This is a genomic window from Paraburkholderia sp. Cpub6 (genome assembly GCF_014201065.1).
Taxonomy (GTDB): domain Bacteria; phylum Pseudomonadota; class Gammaproteobacteria; order Burkholderiales; family Burkholderiaceae; genus Paraburkholderia; species Paraburkholderia tuberum.
Genome location: NZ_JACHDM010000020.1, coordinates 58646 through 81816, shown reverse-complemented (window position 1 = coordinate 81816; position 23171 = coordinate 58646). Strand labels below are relative to the sequence as shown.

Below are 23171 nucleotides of genomic sequence, written 5' to 3'. Positions count from 1 at the left end.
CGAAGCCGCCGTCGCATGACGGCGGCATGAGTCGCACCTACGACGGCACGACAGCCGACAGCGCTTTACGCGACGCGCTTCACGGACGACTGACCGCCGACCGCGCCGCTCGCAAGGAAGCGTTCGCGGATCGACCGGGCGATACCCGCGGCGTCGAGACCGCACGCGGCGAGCAGCTTGGCCGGGTCCCCGTGATCGATGAACCGATCGGGGAGGCCCAATTGTAGTACGGGACGCATAACCCCACTTGCGAGCAGGGCTTCGACGCACGCCGAACCCGCGCCACCCATGATGGAGCCTTCCTCGACGGTGACGATCGCGTCGTGCGTCTCGGCCAGCTTGCGCACGAGTTCGGTGTCGAGCGGCTTCACGAAGCGCATGTTCGCGACGGTGGCGTCGAGTTGCTCAGCAGCCGCGAGCGACGGCGCGACCATCGTGCCGAACGCGAGAATCGCGATGCGCTTGCCGGCCGGCGCCGACGTCTCGCGACGCACGTCGCCCTTGCCGAGCGGCAACGCGGCCATCTGCTTGACCGTTGCGACCCCGGTACCCGCGCCGCGCGGGTAGCGCACAGCGGTCGGATGCGACTGCTGCAACGCGGTGTACAGCATCTGGCGGCACTCGTTTTCGTCCGATGGCGCCATCACGGTCATGTTCGGAATACAACGCATGAACGCGAGGTCGTACGCGCCCGCATGCGTCGCGCCGTCCGCACCAACGAGACCCGCACGATCGATTGCGAACACCACCGGCAGGTTTTGCAGCGCGACGTCGTGAATCAGCTGGTCATATGCGCGTTGCAGAAAGGTCGAATAGATCGCGACGACAGGCTTCATGCCGTCCGCGGCAAGGCCGCCCGCGAACGTCACCGCGTGCTGCTCGGCGATGCCGACGTCGAAGTAACGATCCGGGAAGCGCTTTTCGAACTCGACCATGCCCGAGCCTTCACGCATTGCCGGCGTAATGCCGATCACGCGCGAGTCGAGCTCGGCTGCGTCGCACAGCCACTCGCCGAACACCTGCGTGTAGGTCTTTTTCGACGGCGTCGCGGCCGGTTTGATACCCTCGGCCGGATTGAACTTGCCGGGACCGTGGTACAGCACCGGATCAGCCTCGGCCAGCTTGTAGCCTTGGCCTTTCTTCGTGACCACGTGCAGGAATTGCGGCCCGCGCAGTTCCTTGATGTTTTGCAGCGTCGGAATCAGCGAATCGAGATCGTGACCGTCGATGGGTCCGATGTAGTTGAAGCCGAACTCTTCGAACAGCGTCGCCGGCACGATCATGCCCTTCGCGTGCTCCTCGAGCTTGCGCGCGAGATCGAGCACCGGCGGCGCGACGCGCAGCACGCGCTCGACGCCCGCGCGCGCAGCCGCATAGAAGCGCCCAGACATCAGACGCGCGAGATGGCGATTCAGCGCGCCGACCGGCGGCGAGATCGACATGTCGTTGTCGTTGAGGATCACGAGCATCGGCACGTCGTCTTCGACGCCCGCGTTGTTCATTGCCTCGAAGGCCATGCCGGCCGTCATCGCGCCGTCGCCGATCACGGCGATGCCCATGCGGTTGTCGCCTTGCAGCTTGCTCGCGATCGCCATGCCGAGCGCGGCCGAAATCGACGTGCTCGAGTGCGCGGTGCCGAAGGTGTCGTATTCCGATTCGTCGCGCTTCGGGAAGCCCGAGATGCCGCCCAACTGACGCAGCGTGTGCATCTGGTCGCGACGACCGGTCAGGATCTTGTGCGGATAGGTCTGATGGCCGACGTCCCAGACGATCCGGTCGTGCGGCGTATCGAAGACGTAGTGCAGCGCGATGGTCAACTCGACCGTGCCGAGGTTGGACGAGAGATGGCCGCCCGTCTGCGATACGCTGTCGAGCACGAAGGCACGCAACTCGTCGGCAAGCGGTTGCAATTGGCGGCGATCGAGGCGGCGCAGGGCTGCCGGGTCGTCGATGGTTTTCAGCAAGTCGTACATCGTCGTTCCATTGTAGGAAAACTTACGCGCCCGCACTTCATACATGCACCCCGGGGATGGAGGGTGCGCGGCGGCGGGCTTTCGCGTTCAGCTGACCCGGTTCACCACCAGGTCGGCCAGTTCGGCAAGACGCTGCGCGCGCGCGCCGAACGGCGCGAGCGCGGCGTGCGCGTCGCCGCGCAGTTGTGCCGCGAGCGCGCGCGACGCGTCGAGCCCAATAATCGACACGTAGGTCGGCTTGCCGTCCTTCGCGTCCTTGCCGGCGGTCTTGCCGAGCGTTGCGGAGTCGGTCGTGACGTCGAGAATGTCGTCGACGACCTGAAACGCAAGACCGACCGCGGCGGCGTAGGCGTCGAGCGACGCCAGACCCTGCGCGTCCGGCGTCTCGCCGGCCAATGCGCCCATGCGCACGGCCGCGCGCAGCAGCGCGCCGGTCTTCATGCGATGCATGGTCTCGAGCTGCGGGCGGGTCAGCGTGTGGCCGACGCTCGCCAGATCGATGGCCTGGCCGCCGCACATGCCGATCGAGCCGCTTGCGAGCGCGAGTTCGCGTACGAGCGAGGCCTGCTTCGGCCGGCCGAGTACGTCGGACGTGAGCACGATGAATGCTTGTGACTGCAGCGCGTCGCCGACCAGCAGCGCGGTCGCTTCGTCATACTTGACGTGGACCGTCGGCTTGCCGCGGCGCAGTTCGTCGTCGTCCATGCAGGGCATGTCGTCGTGCACGAGCGAGTACACGTGAATCATTTCCAGCGCCGCCGCCGCCGCATCGAGGCATTCGGCACGCGCGCCGGTCAGCTCGCCGGCCGCGTGGCACAGGAGCGGCCGCACCCGCTTGCCGCCGCCGAGCACCGCATAGCGCATCGCCTCGTGCAGCCTGGCGGGTTCGGTCGTCTCGGCCGGCAGATAGTGTTCCAGAGCCGTTTCGACGCGTTCGAGCACCGAGCGCGTCCATTGTTCGAATGTCATAGGTCGTCCCCGCTCTCAGTCGCGGCTGTTCCTGCGGTATTCACGGGCAGCGGCTTGAGGGTCTCGCCATCGAGGACCCGCACCTGCTGCTCGACCTTTTCGAGCTGCTGTTGACAGAATGCGACAAGTGCCGCCCCGCGACGGTAAGCGGCCAGCGATTCCTCGAGGCTCAGACTGCCGCCTTCCATGCGCGCGACGAGCTCTTCCAGTTCGGTCTGCGCGGCCTCGTAGTTCTCCGGCAGCGGCGCGCTATCGCCGCTTTCGGCTGGTGCGGCGGCGGAATCGTTCGATGCGGTCTTCGCCATGAATAGTCGCAAAATTAAAACAAGTCGGACATTCTACGGCAAAAGCGACATTTTCGATCCGCTCGCCGGCCTGCGCCCCGCCGTGCTGTCTCGCTTCGAGCCTGTCCGATGCCCACCCTTGCCCCGCTTCGACCCTGAAGTCTCGCAGAAAAAAAGCTCGAGGTCTGCGGCGAAAATGCCGAACTTTCTTGACATTTTTAACCCAAATCAGGGACTTAAGTGCCCCTGTCACAGGGAAACGGGTATAATTGCGGGCTCCCTAAATCGAATCTTCGATGGTTGGGTTGTTCACTGCTTTCACGTCTTCATCGGGAGTGGGAATGTCCAATCTGAGCAATGCATTGCAGTTGCGGTCTGTTCACAGCCAACTGCCAGTCACGGCTTACTTTGACGAAGCGCTTCTTACGCGCGAAATCGACACCCTTTTCAAGAATGGTCCTCGCTACATCGGCCACGATCTCATGGTGCCCGAAGCGGGGGATTATTTTGCCTTGCCCAGCGAACGCGAGGGGCGGGTACTCGTCCGTAACCAGCAGTCGCAAGTCGAGTTGCTGTCGAACGTGTGCCGCCACCGGCAAGCCATCATGCTCAACGGCCGCGGCCAGACGCAGAACATCGTCTGTCCGCTGCATCGCTGGACGTACGACCTGAAGGGCGCGCTGCTCGGCGCGCCCCATTTCGCCGACAACCCGTGCCTGAATCTCGGCGCCACGCCACTGCAGAACTGGCAGGGTCTGCTGTTCGAGGCCCAAGGTCGGGACGTCGCGAAAGATCTCGGACGCCTCGGCACCAAGCGCCATTTCGATTTCTCGGGCTTCATGTTCGATCACGTCGAAGTCCATGAGTGCAACTACAACTGGAAGACCTTCATCGAGGTCTATCTGGAGGACTATCACGTCGCACCGTTCCATCCGGGCCTCGGCAGCTTCGTCAATTGCGACGATCTGACGTGGGAGTTCGGCGACTGGTACAGCGTGCAGACGGTCGGCGTGCACAAGGCGCTCGAGCAACCGGGCAGTCCGACGTATCGCAAGTGGCACGACGAAGTGCTGCGCTTTCGCGACGGCAATCCGCCCGAGTTCGGCGCGATCTGGATGGTGTACTACCCGGGCATCATGATCGAGTGGTATCCGCACGTGCTGGTCGTGTCGTGGCTGATTCCGCGCGGTCCGCAGAAGACCACCAACGTGGTGGAGTTCTATTACCCCGAGGAAATCGCGCTGTTCGAGCGCGACTTCGTCGAAGCCGAGCGCGCCGCCTATATGGAGACAGCCCGCGAAGACGACGAGATCGCCGAGCGCATGGACGCTGGCCGCCTCGCGTTGATGGAGCGCGGCGAATCACAGGTCGGACCGTATCAGAGTCCGATGGAAGACGGTATGCAGCACTTCCACGAGTTTCTGCGGCGCGAACTCGGCACGATCTGATCCGCGCCGCCTGGCGCATCGATCGACTCAAGGAAAGACGGGCTTCGACCCGTCTTTTTTTGTTTAGACTACCGATATAGACCGGCCATGCGCCAGCCGCGTGAACGACGCGGCCCGCAGCCGCCATCGCCCGTATCGAGGAGACGCTCATGCCCCACACTCATTACACCACCCTGATCTCCGCGACCAATCTCGCCGAGCGGCTCACGGCCGCGCCGGGCAGCGTGTTCGTGATCGACTGCCGGTTCGACCTCGCCGATACCGACGCGGGCGAGAAAGCCTGGCTGGCCGGCCATCTGCCGGGCGCGCACTATCTGCATCTCGATCGCGATCTGTCCGGGCCGAAGAACGGCTCGAACGGCCGGCATCCGCTGCCCGATCGCGCGCGGCTCGTCGAAACGCTGGAGTCGCGGGGACTGAAGCAAGGTCAACAGGTCGTCGCATATGACGCACAAGGCGGCATGTACGCGGCGCGCGTCTGGTGGCTGTTGCGCTGGCTCGGTCACGACGCGGTCGCGCTGCTCGACGGCGGGCTGCAGGCATGGGAAGCGGCCGGCCAACCGCTGACGCAGGACGTGCCCGCGCAGAACACCGGCGACTTCAAGGCGGCCGCGCCGCTCGCCGTGACTATCGATACCCAGGCGGTCGAGCGCAACCTCGGTTCGAAGGAGCGAATCGTCGTCGATGCGCGCGCGGCCGATCGCTATCGCGGCGAAAACGAGACGCTCGACCGCGTCGGCGGCCATATCCCGGGCGCGCTGAACCGCTTCTTCAAGGACAACCTGACCCCCGACGGCCGCTTCAAGCCGGCGCACACACTGCGTGAGGAATTCCACGCGCTGCTCGGCGACACGCCGCCCGAACACGTGGTGCTGCAATGCGGCTCGGGCGTGACCGCCTGCATCAATTCGCTTGCGATGGAGGTTGCCGGCCTGCATGGTTCAGCGTTGTACGCGGGCTCCTGGAGCGAATGGAGTTCCGATCCGAAACGGCCGGTGGCGACGGGGGCGAAACCTTGAGCGCGAGCCGCCGCACGTCGTAACCAGACGCGAGGAATTCGAGCAGCGCTTCAAGCCACGCCGTGCTGCTTGAACCACACGAGCGTACGACGCCAGCCATCCTCGGCATCGGCCTTCCTGTAGCTCGGACGGTAATCGGCGAAAAACGCGTGACCCGCGTCGTCATAAACGACGAACTGCGAGCCGCGTCCTGCTTGCGGCCCTTGCGCGATCGCCTGCTTCATCTGCTCGAGCGTGTCCTGCGGATTGCTTTGATCCTGGCGCCCGTACAGGCCGAGCACCGGCGCATGAAGGTCAGCAACGAGATCGATCGGATTGGCCGGCGTCATCGCATTCTTCGCGCCGGTCACGCGACCGTACCAGGCGACCCCCGCCTTCACGCGCGGATTGTGTTCGGCATAGAGCCACGAGATGCGCCCACCCCAGCAGAAGCCGTTCACGCCGAGCCGGTTCAGGTCGCCGCCGTTTTCGCCGGCCCACGCGACGGCTGCGTCGAGGTCGGCCAGCACCTGCTCGTCGGGTACCTTGCTGAGCAGTTGCTCGCTCAGTTGCTGGATGCTCGTGTAGACGGTCGGATCGCCCTCGCGCTCGAACAGGTTGGGCGCGATTGCCAGATAGCCCAGCTTCGCGAAGCGCCGGCAGACGTCCGCGATATGCTCGTGCACGCCGAAAGCCTCATGCACGACGAGGATCACCGGCAGATGCGTCTTGCCCTTCGGCTGCGCGCGGTAGGCCGGTATCAGCGTACCGAGCGAATGAAACGCCACCTCCCCTGCTTCGAGGCCGTCGCTGTCGGTATGAATGGTTTGCGCCGAGACTGGCAGCACCGCCGCCGCGAAACCGGTGCCCAGCGCCGCCTTGATGAAGGTGCGCCGATCGAAGGGAACGTGCGGGACCAGGCAGTCGACCTCAAGCTTCAGCATGTGGCGCTCCTCGAAGAATTGTTAGAGGCAACAGGATACGCCTTGCGCGCATCCCGTTGCACATTCAACTGAGGAGATCGTCCGCGCGCGTCAGTGCAGCTTGACGCGCGGCAGCGTGGTACGGCGCAACCAATGCGCGAAGGTGTCGAGCACCATGCGCGGATAGCCGTGCAGCGCCGCGATATGCAGCCGGTACAGCGACATGTACATGAAGCGCGCGAACAGCCCTTCGATCAGCATATTGCCACCGATCACCCCGCCCATCAGATTGCCGACCGCGCTGAAGTGGCCGAGCGAGACCAGTGAACCAAAGTCGCGATAGGTGAATTCCGGCAGCGGCTTGTTGTCGAGGCGCGCCGCCAGTGCCTTCAGCAGAAAGCTCGCCTGCTGATGCGCGGCCTGCGCGCGCGGCGGCACGTTGCGCTCATTGCCGGGCCACTCGCAGGCCGCGCAGTCGCCGAGCGCGAAGATGTTGTCGTCGATCCCGGTTTGCAGCGTACGGCGCACGACCAGCTGGCCAAGCCGGTTGACCGGCAGCCCGTCGAGCTGACCCAGCACCGCCGGCGCCTTGATGCCCGCCGCCCACACGGTCAGATCGGCCCGCACGGTGTGACCGCTCGCGGTGCGGATGTAGCCCGGCGCGACCTCGGCCACCGTCTCGCCGATCATCAGCTTCACGCCGAGCTTGGTCAGCAATTCAGCGGTGGCCGTGGAAACGCGCTCCTGCAACGCGGGCAGAATGCGCGGCCCCGCCTCGATCAGCACGATGCCGACGTCATGCCGCGGATCGAGCTTGTGCAAGCCATACGCGGACAACACCTGCGCGGTATTGCGCAACTCCGCCGACAACTCGACCCCCGTCGCGCCGCCGCCGACGATCGCCACCTGAATGCGCGGCTCGCTGGACGTCCACGTGCCGGGTCCCGGTCTCGACTCGACGGGCTCGTGTGCCTGATGCTCGGCGCGCATGCACGCCGCGATCAGGCGCTTGCGGAAACGCTCTGCCTCGCTAACCGTATCCAGTGCAATGGAGAATTCGGCCGCTCCCTTGACGCCGAAGAAGGCCGTGGTACTGCCGATCGCGATGATCAGCGTGTCGTACTCGAGCTCGCGTTCGGGCAGCAGTTCAGCGCCGTCGTCGTCCAGCACGGTGCCGAGCGTAATGCGTCGGTTCGTGCGGTCGAGTGCGGTCAGGTCGCCTTGCTGGAATGCGAAGCCATGCCAGCGCGCCTGCGCCGCGTACGGGAGCTCCTGCGTGAACGGGTCCATGCTGCCCGCAGCCACCTCGTGCAGCAGCGGCTTCCAGATATGCGTCGGATAGCGGTCGACCAGCGTGACCTGGGCCTGCGCGCTGCGCCCCTTCTTGTCGGCCCCATAGCGATCGCCAAGACGCGTCGCCAGTTCCAATCCTCCCGCACCTCCGCCAACGACGATAAATCGATGCATTGCACTTCTCCGTGTAGCCGATGAATTATCTGTCGCGACGCTGCGCATGAATGCGCCGTCCTGAATCGATTGTCCTCGACCCGCCTAAGAAGTCACAAGTCGCCAAAACCCATGTGTGACATGCGCACGACGTTATCGTGCGCATGTCACGGGCATGTCAATGCGCTTCCTCCCAGTTCAGGCCCGCACCGACCTCGGCGACGAGCGGCACCTTCAGCGCGGCGACGCCGCACATCAGTTCTGGCAGGCGCTTGCGGACTTCGGACAACTCAGCGTCGGGCACTTCGAGAATCAGTTCGTCATGCACCTGCATGATCATCCGCGTGCCGATCTTCGAGTCTTCGATCCAGTTCTGCACGGCGATCATCGAAAGCTTGATCAGGTCGGCCGCGGTACCCTGCATCGGCGCGTTGATCGCGGCCCGCTCGGCGGCCTGGCGGCGCGGACCGTTGCCGCCGTTGATCTCGGGCAGCCACAGACGACGGCCGAACACCGTTTCGACGTAGCCCTTCGCCTTCGCGCTCAAGCGCGTCTCGTCCATATAGCGCGCGACGCCGGGATAGCGCGCGAAGTAGCGGTCGATATAAATCTTCGCCGCATCGCGCGTGATGCCGAGGTTCGACGCGAGTCCGAACGCGCTCATGCCGTAGATGAGCCCAAAGTTGATGACCTTCGCGACGCGCCGCTGATCGCTCGACACTTCGAGCGGCGTCACGCTGAAGATTTCCGACGCGGTGGCGCGGTGAATGTCCTCGCCCTGCGAAAACGCGCGCAACAACGATTCGTCGCCCGAGATGTGGGCCATGATGCGCAATTCGATCTGCGAATAATCGGCGGAGACGAGCTTGTGCCCGGGCGGCGCGATGAACGCCTCGCGGATGCGCCGACCTTCGCCGGTACGCACCGGAATGTTCTGCAGGTTCGGATCGTTCGACGCGAGCCGCCCCGTCACCGCGACGGCCTGCGCGTAGTTCGTATGCACGCGGCCGGTGTGCGGATTGACCATGCGCGGCAGCTTGTCGGTATAGGTCGACTTCAGTTTCGACAGGCCGCGATGTTCGAGCAGAATCTTCGGCAGCGGATAGTCTTCGGCGAGCTTCTGCAACACCTCTTCGTCGGTGGAAGGCGCACCGCTCGGCGTCTTCTTGATGACCGGCAGTTCGAGCTTCTCGAAGAAAATCTGACCAATCTGCTTTGGCGAGCCGAGGTTGAATTCGCCGCCGGCCAGTTCGTACGCCTTGCCTTCGAGTTCGATCAGACGCGTGGCGATCTCACTGCTCTGCTGACGCAGCTTCTCCGCGTCGATCAGCACGCCGGTCCGCTCCATCTTGCGCAGTACGCGCGAAGTCGGCACTTCGATCTCGCGATACACGTGGTCGAGCGACTTCTCCGCGGCGATCTGCGGATACAAGGCCTGATGCAAACGCAGCGTGATGTCTGCGTCTTCGGCCGCATATTCGGCGGCTTTGTCGAGCGCGACTTCGTCGAAGCCGATCTGCTGCGCGCCCTTGCCCGCGACCTCTTCGTACTTGATCGTCTTCACGCCGAGATGACGCAGCGCGAGGCTGTCCATGTCGTGCGTGCGATGCGATTCGAGCACGTACGACTCGAGCAGCGTGTCATGCTCGACGCCGCGCATTTCGATGCCGTAATTCGCGAGCACCTGTTCGTCGTACTTCAGATGCTGGCCGACCTTCTTGTGGCCGGCGCTTTCGAGCCACGGCTTGAGCTTCGCGAGCACTTCGTCGCGCGGCAGCTGCACCGGCGCGTCGGGGCCGCGATGCGCGAGCGGCACATACGCGGCGCGGCCCGCTTCGACCGACAGCGACAAGCCGACGATCTGCGCGATCATCGGATCGAGCGACGTGGTCTCGGTATCGAACGAGGTCAGCTCGGCCGCATTGATCCTGTCGAGCCACGCGTCGAGCTGCTCCCATGTTTGCACGGTCTCGTAGTGGCGCTCGTGATCGACGGACAACGCGGGGGGCACGTCGGTTTCCGGACCTTCGACCGCATCGGCGATTTCGACTTCGCGCAGCCACGTCTTGAAGCCGTGGCGCGTGAACACCTCGCGCAACTCTTCGCGCGATTCGGGAAGGCTCGGCAAACTCTCCTCGATCGACACGATGTGCCCGGTCAGATCGCAATGACGCTCGACTGTGACGAGCTTGCGCGCCATCGGCAAAAAGTCCAGCGCGCGGCGCAGATTCTCGCCGACCGCGCCCTTGATCTCGCTCGCATGCCCGACGATGCCATCTAGCGACTCATATTGCGTCAGCCATTTGACCGCGGTTTTCGGACCGCACTTCTCGACGCCCGGCACGTTGTCGACGGTATCGCCGATCAGCGACAGATAATCGATGATGCGCTCCGGCGGCACACCGAACTTCGCGACCACACCGTCGCGGTCGAGCGTTTCGTTGGTCATCGTATTGACGAGCGTCACGCGGTTCGACACGAGCTGCGCGAGGTCCTTGTCGCCGGTCGACACGACCACGTTCATGCCGAGCTTTTCCGCTTCGGTGCACAGCGTGCCGATCACGTCATCCGCTTCGACGCGATCGATCATCAGCAGCGGCCAGCCGAGCGCACGCACCGCGACGTGAATCGGCTCGATCTGACGAGCAAGATCTTCCGGCATCGACGGACGGTTCGCCTTGTATTCCGGATACCAGTCGTCGCGAAACGTTTTGCCCTTGGCGTCGAACACGCACGCGCTATACTCTGCTGTGACTTCCTTGCGCATGCGCCGCAGCATGTTGATCATCCCGTAGAGCGCACCCGTCGGGCCGCCCTCGGGACCGCGCAGATCAGGCATCGCATGGTAGGCCCGGTACAGATAACTCGAACCGTCGACCAACAGCAGGGTCTTACCTTCAAGGCTTCGTTCTTCAGGCATTATGACTAAGAGAAAAGTGATTCCGAGTCTGCGATCGCTCGCAGATCAAGAGCGCGCAACGGCCAAGAAAGCCCGCGCATCGTGGCAGATGTTCACGATTATGGCAGAGTTTATCGAGGCGACCGAGTACCTGTCGGAGATTCGCCCGGCGGTCAGCATCTACGGTTCGGCGCGCCTGAAACCGAACTCGCCGTACTACAAACTCGCCACGCAGATCGCGCGCAAATTGTCGGATGCTGGCTTCGCGGTGATCTCCGGCGGCGGCCCCGGCATCATGGAAGCGGCCAACAAGGGCGCGCATGCGGGCAAGGCGCCTTCGGTCGGTCTGAACATCGAGTTGCCGCACGAGCAGTCGGGCAACCAGTGGCAGGACATCTCGCTGCGCTTCCGCCATTTCTTCACGCGCAAGGTCACGTTCGTGAAGAACTCGGATGCGGTGATCGTGATGCCCGGCGGCTTCGGCACGCTCGACGAACTGGCCGAAGTGCTCACGCTGATCCAGACCAAGAAGTCGCGCCATGTGCCGATCATTCTGGTCGGCGCCGAGTTCTGGGAAGGTCTGCTCGCGTGGTTCAAGAGCGCTCTGATTCCGATGGGTTTGATCAATCCGACCGACATCGATCTGATGCAGGTGATCGACAATCCGGACCAGGTGCTCGAAGCGGTGCTCAAGTTCTACGAAGACCGCGAGGAAGGCGAAGTTCATCCGGTCAAGTCGGAAGAAGACCGGATGTTCTACCTGTGATGGCAAGAGGCTGCGCGCCTCGCATTGCGCGTAGCACGATGCGAGGCGCGCACATGGCGGGCAGCCTTCGGGCTGCCTTCGGGCTGCCCGCTTTCGTTTAGCAGGCCAGTTTGCGGCGCGCTGACTGTCAACCGGATTGGCGAACAAATCGTTTGCACGCTTGCGGTCCGGCGCTAACGTGCTCAGCTGGTACTCGAAGCTCGCAATCTGAACGAACTCACCTCACCCGAAGCCGCGCTCGCGCTCGCGCCGACGTTGCGTGAGATCTTCGGCGGTTTTCTCGGCCCCGGTCTCATTTCATTCGGCGGCGCGTTGCCGCTCGCGCCGCGCACTCGTCGATGCTGCGACTGCCGCTGCTGCCGACGATGCTCGTGCTCACGCCGCTCAGCATTTATCTTGCTGCAAGGAGCGCGCGATGAACGACACGCTCGTTTCCCTTGCGGCGATTTTTAGTCAGCTGGCGCTGCTCGCGTTCGGCGGCGGCAATACGATCCTTCCGGAGATGCAGCGGCCGGTGGTCGACGTGCATCATTGGATGCCGGCCAGGAGCTTGATCGGGTTGACCCGGTTTCGGGCAGGGTTGAGCCGGCGAGCGTCACCTCGACAACCAACGAAGCCGATTGGTTCCGACGTCGCTCGCGAGCCATCTTCAAAGCGGCACATCCAGCGTAAGCGGGCTGTTTATCAGTGCCTCGGCCTGAGTTACTGAAACGCGACTTCCGCGAAACTCCGCAGCTTGCGGCTATGCAATCGATGCAGCCCATTCATCCGCAGCAGTTCCATCGCCTTCACGCCGATCTGCAGATGCTGATCGACCTGCGCGCGATAGAACTGATCGGCCATGCCCGGCAGCTTCAGCTCGCCGTGCAGCGGCTTGTCCGACACGCACAGCAACGTGCCGTAAGGCACGCGGAAGCGGAAGCCGTTCGCGGCGATCGTCGCGCTTTCCATATCGAGCGCGATTGCACGGCTTTGCGACAGCCGCTGCACCGGCTCGCGATGATCGCGCAGCTCCCAGTTGCGATTGTCGACGCTCGCCACCGTGCCCGTGCGCATCACGCGCTTCAGCTCGACGCCGTCGAGCTGCGTGACCTGCGCGACCGCGCGCTCGAGCGCGACCTGCACTTCGGCGAGCGCCGGAATCGGCACCCACAGCGGCAGATCGGCATCGAGCACATGATCTTCGCGCACATAGCCGTGCGCGAGCACGTAGTCGCCGAGACGCTGCGTGTTGCGCAGTCCCGCGCAGTGGCCGAGCATGATCCACGCATGCGGACGCAGCACCGCGATGTGATCGGTGATGGTCTTCGCATTCGACGGCCCGACCCCAATGTTGATCATCGTGATGCCGCTGCCGTCCGCGCGTTTCAGGTGATAGGCCGGCATCTGCGGCAGACGTGGCGGCAGCGTGCCCTCCTGCGCCTGCTCGCCGAGATTCTCGTTGTGGGTGATGACGTCGCCGGGCTCGACGAACGACGTGTATTCGCTGCGATAGGCGCGCAATTCCTCGTCGTCGGTACGGGCCATCATGCCCCGGCCGAGCTTGACGAATTCGTCGATATAGAACTGGTAGTTGGTGTACAGCACGTAGTTCTGCACATGCGTCGGCGAGGTCGCCGTGTAGTGCTTCAGCCGATGCAGTGAAAAATCGACGCGCGCCGCCGTGAACAACGCGAGCGGATGCGGCTCGCCCGGCAGCGGCTCGTACGTGCCGTTGACTATGCGGTCGTCGAGCAGCGCGAGGTCCGGTATATCGAAGATGTCGCGCATCAGGAACAGGCGCTCGCGGTCCAGATCGCCTTCGAGGTGGATGCCCTCGGCGAACGCGAAATGAATCGGAATCGGCTGGTCCGACACGCCGACTTCGATCTGCACGTGATGATTCTTCGCCAGCAGCCGCAGTTGCTCGCGATAGTAGTTGCCGAACAGGTCTGGCCGCGTGACGGTCGTCTCGAACACGCCCGGCCCCGCGACGAAACCGTACGAGCGGCGTGAATCGACGTGCGTGTTGACCTCGGTACGCACGCGCACGAACGGATAGCAGGCGCGCACGCGATGGTCGAACTGCTCGTTGCGGCGATAGCGCGCGAACGCATCGCGCAGGAACGACGTGTTCGCCTCGTAGATCGCGGCGAGGCGGGTGACGGCCTCGGCCGCGTCGTCGAAGCCTTCGGTTGGGAAGCTGTTGGCGGGAGTCTGCACCGTGCGCTGATTGATATCGTTGTTGATCATCATCGTTCACCCTTTTTGATGAGACGACATTACCACGGAACCCGCTGTTGCCAAATGTCGGCGGCGACGCTTGCAACAGCGCCCGCGAGAACGCGCGCAGGTTGCGCGAAAGCGGCGCAAAATAAGGCTTCGCGCCCGTGCGTCAGGCCGGATTTGCTAGAATCCGGGCACCCAATCGGAGAATCACCATGAAGCTGCTCCTTCCCATCGCTGTTGCGCTGGCTCTGGCCTTCGGCAACGCCGCGATGGCTGCCCAGCCCGTCGACGAACCGCCGGCCGCCGGCGTGCCCCAGTCCGCCAATGAACGGGCCGGTCTGCCGGACCTGGACAAGATCAATCGTCCGGGCGCAGAGGTCAGCTCGAAGGTCGACATCAACGTTCCGCGCACGCCGAGCTTTCACGAAGTCAGCCCGAACGGCACCGAAATCACCGAATTCCGCGACAAGGGCAAGCCGGTCGAAATCGACGTGCATTCGAATTTCGGCACCCGCTACCAGATGAGCGCGTCGCCCGACACGTCGCCCACCGTCCACGACAGCGGCAAGCCCAGTACGCGCTTGCCATCGGTGAATCTCCACTATTGATCGTTGCGAAAGCGGCACGCCGGCAACGGCGGCCGCGGCGCGACCGGGCCCCGCTCAACCCGATCGCGGCCGCTGCGCGATGAACCCGCGCTGAATGCGGCGACGCTTGCACTTCGCCGTTCCGCATTCGTCGCCCGCTCCGCCACATTCGTTTGTCTCACCTCGCACTGGCCGCACCGCGCCAGCCCGAACAACCTGATCCGACGTTTCCGCATGGCCGTCTTCACCGCTGTCAACGAATCCCAACTCGCAGAATGGATGAGTCACTACGATCTCGGCGATGTCGTCGAGTTTCGCGGCATTTCGTCCGGCATTGAAAACAGCAACTTCTTTCTGACGACGACGCGCGGCGAATACGTGCTGACGATTTTCGAAAAGCTGACAGCTGAACAACTGCCGTTCTATCTGAACCTGATGCGGCATCTTGCCGCGCATCGCGTGCCGGTACCGGATCCGATGCCGCGTCTCGACGGCGCGCTGTTCGGCATGCTGCTCGGCAAACCCGCGACCATCGTGACGAAGCTCGAAGGCACACCCGAACTCTCGCCCGGCGTCGAGCATTGCGTCGAGGTCGGCCAGATGCTCGCGCGCCTGCACCTCGCGGGCCGCGATTATCCGCGCTATCAGCCGAACCTGCGCAGCCTGCCGTGGTGGCGCGAAACCGTGCCGACGATCCTGCCGTATCTGGAAGGCGAGCAGCGCGATCTGCTGGCGTCCGAGCTTGCGCATCAGGAAGCGTTCTTCGCCTCCGCCGATTACGCGGCAATGCCCGCGGGCCCGTGCCACGCCGACCTGTTCCGCGACAACGCGATGTTCGCTCACGCGGCGCCCGACACCGGCCACGAAGTGCGGCTCGGTGGTTTCTTCGATTTCTATTTCGCCGGCTGCGACAAGTGGCTGTTCGACGTCGCGGTGACGGTCAACGACTGGTGCGTCGACCTCGCGACCGGCAAGCTCGACGCCGAGCGCACCGAGGCGCTGTTGCGCGCGTATCAGACCGTGCGGCCGTTCACCGTCGAGGAAAACCATCACTGGGGCGACATGCTGCGTGCGGGCGCATACCGTTTCTGGGTCTCGCGCCTGTATGATTTTCATTTGCCGCGCGCGGCCGAACTGCTGAAGCCGCACGACCCCGGTCATTTCGAACGCATTCTGCGCGAGCGCCTGCAGGGCATCGCGAATCCAGGCATCCATACCTCATGCAACTGATCGAAGTCCCCGCGAAAACCGGCTATGTGTGGTTCCGCCAAGGTATCTGGCTGTTCCGCAAGAATCCGCTCGCCTTTCTGACGCTGTTCTTCACCTATTTGCTGGTGATGACGCTCGTGTCACAGATTCCGGTGGTCGGCGGCGTGTTGCCGCTATTGTTCATTCCCGGTGTCGCGGTCGGCTTCATGGCCGCATGCCGCAACACGATCGCGGGCAAACCGGTGTTTCCGACCATCCTTGTCGACGGCTTTCATTCGTATGGCCCGATGGTCGCGCGGCGGCTGCTCGTGCTCGGCGTGCTGTATGTCATCGCCATGGCGCTCGTGCTGGCAGGCTCGGCGCTCGCCGACGGCGGCATGCTGCTGAAGGTGATGCTCGGCAACGCGTCGATGGACGAGAACACGATCGCCAACAGCAATATCCCGCTCGCGGTGATCACCGCGCTCGCGTTCTACATACCGGTCGCGATGCTGTTCTGGTTCTCGCCCATCCTCGCCGCCTGGCACGACGTGCCGCCCGTCAAGGCCATGTTCTTCAGCGTCGTCAGTTGCTGGCGCAATCGCGGCGCTTTCGTCGTATTCGCGGCGCTGTGGTTTGCAGTCGCAACGGTCGTGTCGATCGGGCTGTCCGCGCTGATGCAGGCGCTCGGCGCGGCCGACTTCGCGTTCGCGATCCTGATGCCCGCGACGATGATCGTCACGACCATGCTGTACTGCTCGTTCTACGCGACCTATCGCGGCTGCTTCGGCGTGCAGACGCCGCAAACGCCGGATCTGCCGACCACGCCGGCGGCCTGATCCGTCGTTCCCGCGCGGGAGCCGTTCTGGCGCCCGCGCGCGCCGCGTGTTCCGCGCGCACCTTCCCGACGTCTCTGTCGACACACCTGTTCCCGACGCTCGGCATCCTGAATCGACTTGCGGCACAATGGTTTGCGTGCAATCCATTTGCACGCTCTTTTTGCCGAGATGAATCATGACCCAGCGCCCCGCTCTCCCCTTCACGCTCGACGAGCAACTGTGCTTCGCGCTCTACTCGACCTCGCTCGCGATGACGAAAGCGTACAAGCCGCTGCTCGAAAATCTCGGACTCACGTATCCACAGTATCTGGCGATGCTCGTGCTGTGGGAAACCGACGACGTCACCGTCAAGGACATGGCCGCGCGCCTGAATCTCGATCCGGCGACGGTCACGCCGCTGCTCAAGCGCCTCGAAGCGCAGGGACTCGTCGAGCGCGCGCGCGGCACCGACGATGAGCGCCTCGTCTACATTCGCCTGACGGGCGCGGGCAAGGCGCTCAAGCGTCAGGCGCGCGACGTGCCCGGCGAAATCTTCTGCGCGACGCAGCAGACGGCGGACTTCCTGCTGCGTCTGCGCGACGACCTCACACGCCTGCGCACGACGCTCAACGACTTCATGGACCAGTAGTGCGATAACTGAAAAGGACTAGTTCCGGTTCCATCGCAAAATTCATTTGCACACAAATGATTTGTGTACTATCTTGGTCACCTGCCGCTTCGCTAGCGCTTCGCCAGACCGGCAAACCGGCAGCCAGCGGCAAACAAGCCAACCCTGACACCCCAGACTAGGAACCGCACCATGAACATCCTCTACAAGGCAAGCGCAACGAGCACCGGCGGCCGCGACGGCCGCGCCGTATCGTCGGACGAAGCATTGGACGTGAAGCTGGCGGCACCGCGTGAACTCGGCGGAAATGGCGCAGCAGGCACGAATCCCGAACAGCTGTTTGCAGCCGGCTACTCGGCCTGTTTCCTGAGCGCCATGAAGTTTGTCGCCGGCCAGCACAAACAGGCCCTGCCGGCCAACACGCAGGTTTCCGCCGACGTCGGCATCGGTCCGAACGACAAGGGCGGCTTCGCGCTCGACATCGACCTGCGTATCACTCTGCCGGGTCTGGCTGCGGACGCTGCCAGGGAACTGGTGGATGCAGCGCACCAGGTCTGCCCGTACTCGAACGCTACGCGTAACAACGTCGCGGTTCGTCTGCACGTCGCTTGAGGTCAGGTCGGCCGTTGCGCCGATCAGCAATGCTCAAGAAGAACCGCTCACGGCGCATTACCCTGCGCCGTCGCGAGCAGCGCCCGCACCCTGCACAATAGGGCCGGGCGCTGATTGTTTTCGCGCGCACGGCACGCATCCTGCGTAGCCGGTCCTCGACCACCTTCAGCCCGACTGCCTCTCCCGATGACACGCGCCCGCCGCCTGCACGGCAGCTTCGACTCCGGCCTCGTCTGGTTCCGCCGCGATCTGTGCAGCACCGATCATGCCGCGCTGTACTACGCGCCCAAGCATTGCGAGCGTATCTGGTGCGTGTTCGTATTCGACACGACGATCCTGCGGCCGATTGTCGATGCCTGGCAGACGCGCCACCCAGGCGAGCCGGTGCAGGATCGCCCCACTCGACCAGCTCGGCTTCGCGCCTGGCAACCTGACGGACTTTCAACTGCCCGCCGGCATGAGCGGCGCCCAACAGCTGCTCGACAATTTCCTCACCGCATCGACAGCTACGCGGAACGGCGCGATTTCCCCGCTGCGAAAAGCCGAGCTATCTGTCGGTGCATCTGCGCTTCGGCACGGTGTCGATCCGCACATTGGCGCGGCTCGCGTACGAGATGTCGCTGCAACCCGACGGCAAAGGCGCCGCGACGTGGCTGTCGGGACCGATCTGGTGGGATTTTTACTTCATGGTCCTCGCGCACCACCCGCGCCTCGCGCAAAGCGCGCCGTTCAAGCCGGAATACGAGCAGTTGCACTGGGAAAAAGGCCGCTCGGCCGACGCAGCGTTCGCCGCCTGGTGCGATGGCCGCACCGGCTATCCGCTTGTCGATGCCGCGATGCTGCAGTTGAACCAGACCGGCTATATGCACAACCGTCTGCGGATGGTCACGGCAAGCTTCCTCGCGAAGGATCTCGGCATCGACTGGCGGCTCGGCGAGCGATACTTCGCCGATTTGCTGAACGACTTCGATTTCTCGGCGAACAACGGCGGCTGGCAGTGGGCCGCCTCGAACGGCTACGGCGCGCAACCTTACTCCCGCATTTTCAATCCGGTCACGCGATCCGAAAAATTCGACCCCGACGGCGCTTTATCAAACGATATCTACCGCAGCTCGCGAACTTGCCGGCAAAATGGATTCACGCGCGGTGGCTGGCCGGCGCGGAGCGGCTCGCGGAATTCGGTGCATGGTACTGGGCGGGAATTATCCCGAACGGATCGTCGACCAGGCACAGGCCCGCGAGCGCACACTGGCCTGATACGGAAAGTGAGTGCCTGCTCACATTATTGAATAAGAAGGTCTGAAGGGGGCGAAGATGCGCCGTCTGCCGTCGCTGCTCGTGTTTTTGATCCTGACGCTGGCGGCCGGCTGGGCCGCGAGTCTGTCTCTGCCGGACGCGTGGTACACGGGCCTGCAAAAGCCTGTGTTCAATCCGCCGAACTGGGTTTTCCCACCGGTCTGGACCGTACTTTACGTGCTGATGGCGTTTTCCGCGTGGCGCGTGTGGAAGCGCGACGGCCTGACCGCGGCGATCGTACTGTGGGTCGTGCAGCTGGTGTTCAACGCCGCGTGGATGTGGCTGTTTTTCGGCCTGCATCGGCCGGAGACGGCGCTGATCGACATCCTGATTCTGCTGCTACTGATCGTGATGCTGACGTATGTGTTCTGGCGGCGCGATCGCCTCGCGGGCATTCTGCTCGTGCCGTATGTCGTGTGGGTCGCGTACGCCGCGCTTTTGAACTACGCGTTGTGGCAGCTGAATCCGGCTGCTTGAGTGGAGTCTGCCAAGCGGGCGCGAAGGCCGCGCGATGAGTAAAGGGGAGTGCGCGATACGGGCAATGGCCTTGATGGCCAACCCGAACACCAGCGCCTCACCACGCGCCGATGTTCCGATTGCTGACGGCCTGATGCCGATTACAGGCAGTCGGCTTAGCCGTAGTGCTGGCTCATCCACGACGGACGCGCGTTCGTCTCTTGATCGAGCTTGCGCATGCGGAATTCGAGATCGTAGAGATCGGTCGCTTCAGCGAGATAGGCGTCAGCGCGCTCCTTCGCGAGCTGGTCCGGCGACTTGGTCAGAAACAGGAACAGGCGGCTGATCAGATACATGGTTCACCTCGGCAGTGATAGCTAGGCGGTTACGCCTAAGGGATAACCCGTATTATAGGGAAAACCCTGATTACATGCCACTGCTCATTTTCGAGGTGTTGCTCGGACGTCACCGCCCGACCGACGATGCCGCCAACCCTTCCGCGATGCGGCCCGCGTCCGTGCGACGCTGATGCCGGAAAAACTCCCACAGCATGGCGCTCGCGTCCGGGCCCTTGGACGAATGGAAGGGCAGCGCATCGTCGCCGCCGGCCCATGCGTGACCCAGCCCCTGCACACGACAAACCCGCACCACGCGCCGCCCGCCGCGCAGATAATCGCGCATCACGACGCCATTTTTGCGGTCCTCGCGCGTCTCGCCGGCTTTGCGCGCGCCGTTTGCGTCAATGAGGCGGTTCAGACGCAGGAACTGTGTCGCCAACTGGTCCGCGTTGACCGGCGCCACCACATGGTCGGCATCGCCGTGGACGATCAATGCCGGCATGCCCGGGTATTGCGCGACGTTCGTGGTTTCGTCGACGAGTTCCGCCGGCTCGCGACGCGCGCCGCGCCGCATCACGTCCATCGCGGTAATGCCGGAGCGCGCCTCGCCAAAAGCGGGGCCGGAATGCAGCGCGACCGCGGCGAAATGCCCAGGGTACTTGACGGCCAATAGCGCGGTCAGCCCCGCGCCCGCCGAAATCCCCGCCACGTAGACACGCGCGCGGTCAAAGCCGTGTTGCTCGACCAGCGAATCCACCAGCGACACGACCGCGCGCGCTTCCGCGCCGCCCGCGTTATCGCCGGCATCGTACCAATGCCAGCAGCGGTGCGAGTGCGCGTGCTTCGATTGCTCCGGATACACGACCGCGAAGCCGTAGCGGTCGGCGAGCAGGTTCATGCGCGTACCTTCGGCGAATTCGTCGATCGACTGCGTGCAGCCATGCAGCATCACGACCAGCGGCATCGCCTCATGCGCATGCCCGGACGGGATATAGAGTCCGTACTGCAGGTGATTGACCAGCCGGCCCGGCGCGGCCGGCGCGGAATGGAACGAGCGCGTCCACGCGCCGCTCGCCCACGCGGCCGCGCGTGGACGCACGCGCGACTCGCGCGGCGCTTCGCGTTTCATCGGCGTGCGTAGCGCGGCAGCCGGCTTCAGTGGATGAGCCTTGCTCGACGGTTTGGTGGTGGCGGCGCGAACCGGTCGCGCCTGCGCTCGCTTGGCGGTTTTTTGCGCGTGTTCGGTTTGGATCGCGAGCAGGCGCTTGAAACCGCGTAGCCAGATTTTCGACAGGCTTTTTGCCATCGGCGATAACCTCGCAAAAGGGACAAATGCGGACCCCAAAACTGCAGATCAGATGAAGTTGTGCAATGCACAATAACATCATTTTTCCTGTGGTGCTGAACACAGCGCCGCTCTTCGTGCCCCATTTCGATCGTCGCGAACCTTGCCGGGGCCCTGTCGTCAAACCACGTCGATAGCCGTTCGGCAGCTCACATTCGGCGTGCAAAAGCGCTGTGCGCCGCAAGACCGTCGCGCGACACCCGACTATACTGGCGGTTGATTTCCCGACGTGTCGATCCGGGCCGCATCGGCGTTTCGTGCCGGCCGCGCGCCGATTTCCGCCAACCCGATTTCACGCGACCCGCGTCGCGCTCCCGCCATGCCCGATTTACCGATCCACCTGTGGTATTCGATCACCAGCCTCGGCGGCGCCGGCTTGACGCTGCCGCTCGCGCTCGCCATCGCGCTGTGGTTGGCGGTCGGCTACTCGTCGCGGCTCGCGGCCTGCTGGCTCGCGCTGCTCGGTACGGCGATCGGCGTCGTGACCGTGACCAAGCTCGCCTTCCTCGGCTGGGGCGTCGGCGTGCGCGAGCTCGATTTCACCGGCGTCAGCGGTCACTCCATGCTGTCCACGGCCGTCTATCCGGTCGCGCTGTTTTTGATGCTATTGCCCGCGCGCCGCGCCGTCCGGCTGCTCGGCGTGCTCGGGGGGCTTGCCGCCGGCCTGGCGGTGGGCTTGTCGCGCGTGGTGCTGAGCGCGCATTCGCCGTCAGAAGCCGTGACTGGCTGCCTCGTCGGCGCGCTCACCGCGCTCGTGTTCGTGCGCATCGCGTGGAATGCGGAGCCGGGCCGACTGTCGGCGCTCCCGGTCACCGTCAGCCTGATGGTGCTGGCAATCCTGATGCACGGCGTGCACGTGCCCACGCAGCGCTGGGTCACGCATATCGCATTGAAGGTGTCTGGCCACGACCGGCCGTTCATTCGCGCGAAATGGCTGTCCCCACGCGACATTCGACCGTCGGCTGCGCCGCTGTCGCAAACGCGCAATACGCTCCAGCCGATGCGCGCATCGGACATCTGAGCACGCTGCGCCGGCCCTTCCGCCGCGTTTTCAAGCTTCCTTTTACAGTTTGTAGCACTTCCCTCGCGCTTCACGCCATACGTGAAGCGCTGCGCCGAATCGACCGTTTCGCCCACCGCTATAACCGCGCATATATTACGATAGCGTTTTTAAGCTACTGCTTCCCGTTCACGTCAGACTCCAGGTCCTTCATGACACTCTCTTGCCATCTGAAGCAGTACGCGCTGTGCGTCGCAGCCGCCGTCGCCGTCGTGGTCAGCGTCAATGCCCACGCCGATGAACTGGTGGTCTCGGCCGCCGCCAGCCTGACCAATGCGTTCAAGGCGGTCGGCGACGCGTTCGAGCAACAGCATCCGGGCACCAAGGTTTTGTTGAACTTCGGCGCGTCCGACGTGCTGATGCAACAAATCGTCAAAGGCGCGCCCGCCGACGTGTTCGCGTCCGCGGATCAGAAGGCAATGGACAAGGCCGCCGCCGAAAAGGTGATCGTGCCGTCGACGCGGCGCGACTTCGCCGCCAACTCGCTGGTGCTGATCGTGCCAGCCGACAGTCATTTCGCGCCCGCCAACCTCAACGCGCTGACGACCGCGAACGTCAAGCGCGTCGCGTTCGGCGATCCGGCCTCGGTGCCGGTTGGCCGCTACACGCAGGGCGCGCTTCAGGCCGCCGGCGTGTGGGACGCGGTCAGCGCGAAGGCAGTGCTCGCGTCGAACGTGCGTCAGAGCCTTGATTACGTCGCGCGCGGCGAAGTCGACGCCGGCTTCGTGTTCGGCACCGATGCCGCGATCATGCCCGACAAGGTCAAGGTCGCGCTGAACCTGCCGACGCAAACGCCGATCAGCTATCCGATCGCGCAGGTCGAAGGCAGCCATCACGCGGCCGACGCGCAAGCCTTCATCGACTTCGTGCTGTCGCCGGCCGGCCAGGCGGTGCTCGCGAAGTACGGCTTCAAGCCGGCGCATTGATTC

Annotated in this window: 20 protein-coding genes and 3 pseudogenes; 14 read left to right on the top strand and 9 right to left on the bottom strand. The window is 64.1% G+C overall.

What is annotated here, in order from left to right:
- Positions 1-65: 65 nt before the first annotated feature.
- From dxs to HDG33_RS27030, 3 genes are all read right to left on the bottom strand, one after another.
- Positions 66-1973, bottom strand: a complete 1908-nt coding sequence (dxs, locus tag HDG33_RS27040) for a 1-deoxy-D-xylulose-5-phosphate synthase (RefSeq protein WP_184036219.1) — start codon at positions 1971-1973, stop codon at positions 66-68.
- A gap of 87 nt (positions 1974-2060) precedes the next feature.
- Positions 2061-2942, bottom strand: a complete 882-nt coding sequence (locus HDG33_RS27035) for a polyprenyl synthetase family protein (RefSeq protein ID WP_184036216.1) — start codon at positions 2940-2942, stop codon at positions 2061-2063.
- Entirely contained in the window at positions 2939-3247 is a 309-nt protein-coding gene (locus HDG33_RS27030; RefSeq protein WP_184036213.1) for an exodeoxyribonuclease VII small subunit, read from the bottom strand. The genes HDG33_RS27035 and HDG33_RS27030 overlap by 4 nt, the downstream gene beginning before the upstream one ends.
- Before the next feature lie 320 nt (positions 3248-3567).
- On the opposite strand from HDG33_RS27030, the gene HDG33_RS27025 reads away from it, so the two are divergent.
- Together HDG33_RS27025 and HDG33_RS27020 are read left to right on the top strand one after the other, a co-directional pair.
- Positions 3568-4674, top strand: a complete 1107-nt coding sequence (locus HDG33_RS27025; RefSeq protein WP_184036211.1) for an aromatic ring-hydroxylating dioxygenase subunit alpha — start codon at positions 3568-3570, stop codon at positions 4672-4674.
- A gap of 149 nt (positions 4675-4823) precedes the next feature.
- A complete protein-coding gene (locus HDG33_RS27020) occupies positions 4824-5693 on the top strand; it encodes a sulfurtransferase (RefSeq protein ID WP_090808405.1) in 870 nt (289 codons plus the stop codon).
- Positions 5694-5743: 50 nt separating this feature from the next.
- Here the strand turns inward: HDG33_RS27020 and HDG33_RS27015 are convergent, their stop codons facing one another.
- From HDG33_RS27015 to polA, 3 genes are all read right to left on the bottom strand, one after another.
- Positions 5744-6616 (bottom strand): dienelactone hydrolase family protein, encoded by an 873-nt coding sequence (locus HDG33_RS27015; protein WP_184036209.1) that lies wholly within the window; start codon positions 6614-6616, stop codon positions 5744-5746.
- Positions 6617-6706: 90 nt separating this feature from the next.
- Entirely contained in the window at positions 6707-8062 is a 1356-nt protein-coding gene (locus HDG33_RS27010) for an NAD(P)/FAD-dependent oxidoreductase (protein ID WP_184036207.1), read from the bottom strand.
- 157 nt (positions 8063-8219) lie between these two features.
- Complete coding sequence (gene polA / locus HDG33_RS27005) at positions 8220-10961, bottom strand: DNA polymerase I (RefSeq protein WP_184036205.1); 2742 nt, start codon at positions 10959-10961, stop codon at positions 8220-8222.
- Position 10962: 1 nt separating this feature from the next.
- Between polA and HDG33_RS27000 the strand changes: the two genes are divergently transcribed.
- The 3 genes and pseudogenes from HDG33_RS27000 to HDG33_RS26995 form a co-directional block, all read left to right on the top strand.
- Positions 10963-11706: a TIGR00730 family Rossman fold protein gene (locus HDG33_RS27000; RefSeq protein WP_035471771.1), complete on the top strand. Its 744-nt coding sequence runs from the start codon at positions 10963-10965 to the stop codon at positions 11704-11706.
- A 207-nt stretch (positions 11707-11913) separates the two neighbouring features.
- Positions 11914-12036, top strand: a pseudogene (locus tag HDG33_RS38400) (chromate transporter); the annotation flags it as partial.
- 85 nt (positions 12037-12121) lie between these two features.
- Positions 12122-12268, top strand: a pseudogene (locus HDG33_RS26995) (chromate transporter); the annotation flags it as partial.
- A gap of 140 nt (positions 12269-12408) precedes the next feature.
- Here the strand turns inward: HDG33_RS26995 and HDG33_RS26990 are convergent.
- Positions 12409-13935 (bottom strand): AMP nucleosidase, encoded by a 1527-nt coding sequence (locus HDG33_RS26990; RefSeq protein WP_409259077.1) that lies wholly within the window; start codon positions 13933-13935, stop codon positions 12409-12411.
- 191 nt (positions 13936-14126) lie between these two features.
- On the opposite strand from HDG33_RS26990, the gene HDG33_RS26985 reads away from it, so the two are divergent.
- From HDG33_RS26985 to HDG33_RS26955, 7 genes and pseudogenes are all read left to right on the top strand, one after another.
- Entirely contained in the window at positions 14127-14522 is a 396-nt protein-coding gene (locus tag HDG33_RS26985) for a hypothetical protein (RefSeq protein ID WP_184036200.1), read from the top strand.
- Between the two features lie 213 nt (positions 14523-14735).
- The gene (locus HDG33_RS26980; RefSeq protein ID WP_184036187.1) at positions 14736-15731 is read left to right on the top strand and encodes a homoserine kinase; all 996 of its coding nucleotides are present in this window, start codon (positions 14736-14738) and stop codon (positions 15729-15731) included.
- A complete protein-coding gene (locus tag HDG33_RS26975) occupies positions 15722-16528 on the top strand; it encodes a BPSS1780 family membrane protein (RefSeq protein ID WP_184036175.1) in 807 nt (268 codons plus the stop codon). The genes HDG33_RS26980 and HDG33_RS26975 overlap by 10 nt, the downstream gene beginning before the upstream one ends.
- Positions 16529-16703: 175 nt before the next feature.
- The gene (locus HDG33_RS26970) at positions 16704-17156 is read left to right on the top strand and encodes a MarR family winged helix-turn-helix transcriptional regulator (RefSeq protein ID WP_184036172.1); all 453 of its coding nucleotides are present in this window, start codon (positions 16704-16706) and stop codon (positions 17154-17156) included.
- Positions 17157-17327: 171 nt separating this feature from the next.
- Positions 17328-17747 carry an organic hydroperoxide resistance protein gene (locus HDG33_RS26965; protein WP_184036169.1) on the top strand — a complete coding sequence of 140 codons (420 nt, stop codon included), beginning with the start codon at positions 17328-17330 and terminating at the stop codon, positions 17745-17747.
- A gap of 186 nt (positions 17748-17933) precedes the next feature.
- Positions 17934-19004, top strand: a pseudogene (locus HDG33_RS26960) (cryptochrome/photolyase family protein).
- 57 nt (positions 19005-19061) lie between these two features.
- Entirely contained in the window at positions 19062-19520 is a 459-nt protein-coding gene (locus HDG33_RS26955; protein WP_090808383.1) for a TspO/MBR family protein, read from the top strand.
- A 155-nt stretch (positions 19521-19675) separates the two neighbouring features.
- Here the strand turns inward: HDG33_RS26955 and HDG33_RS26950 are convergent, their stop codons facing one another.
- Both HDG33_RS26950 and HDG33_RS26945 read right to left on the bottom strand, forming a co-directional pair.
- Entirely contained in the window at positions 19676-19855 is a 180-nt protein-coding gene (locus HDG33_RS26950) for a DUF3563 family protein (RefSeq protein ID WP_090808381.1), read from the bottom strand.
- A gap of 109 nt (positions 19856-19964) precedes the next feature.
- The gene (locus HDG33_RS26945; RefSeq protein ID WP_184036166.1) at positions 19965-21143 is read right to left on the bottom strand and encodes a PHB depolymerase family esterase; all 1179 of its coding nucleotides are present in this window, start codon (positions 21141-21143) and stop codon (positions 19965-19967) included.
- A 358-nt stretch (positions 21144-21501) separates the two neighbouring features.
- On the opposite strand from HDG33_RS26945, the gene HDG33_RS26940 reads away from it, so the two are divergent.
- Together HDG33_RS26940 and modA are read left to right on the top strand one after the other, a co-directional pair.
- Positions 21502-22203, top strand: a complete 702-nt coding sequence (locus HDG33_RS26940) for a phosphatase PAP2 family protein (RefSeq protein ID WP_184036163.1) — start codon at positions 21502-21504, stop codon at positions 22201-22203.
- 191 nt (positions 22204-22394) lie between these two features.
- The gene (gene modA, locus HDG33_RS26935) at positions 22395-23168 is read left to right on the top strand and encodes a molybdate ABC transporter substrate-binding protein (RefSeq protein WP_184036160.1); all 774 of its coding nucleotides are present in this window, start codon (positions 22395-22397) and stop codon (positions 23166-23168) included.
- The last annotated feature ends 3 nt before the right edge of the window (positions 23169-23171 follow it).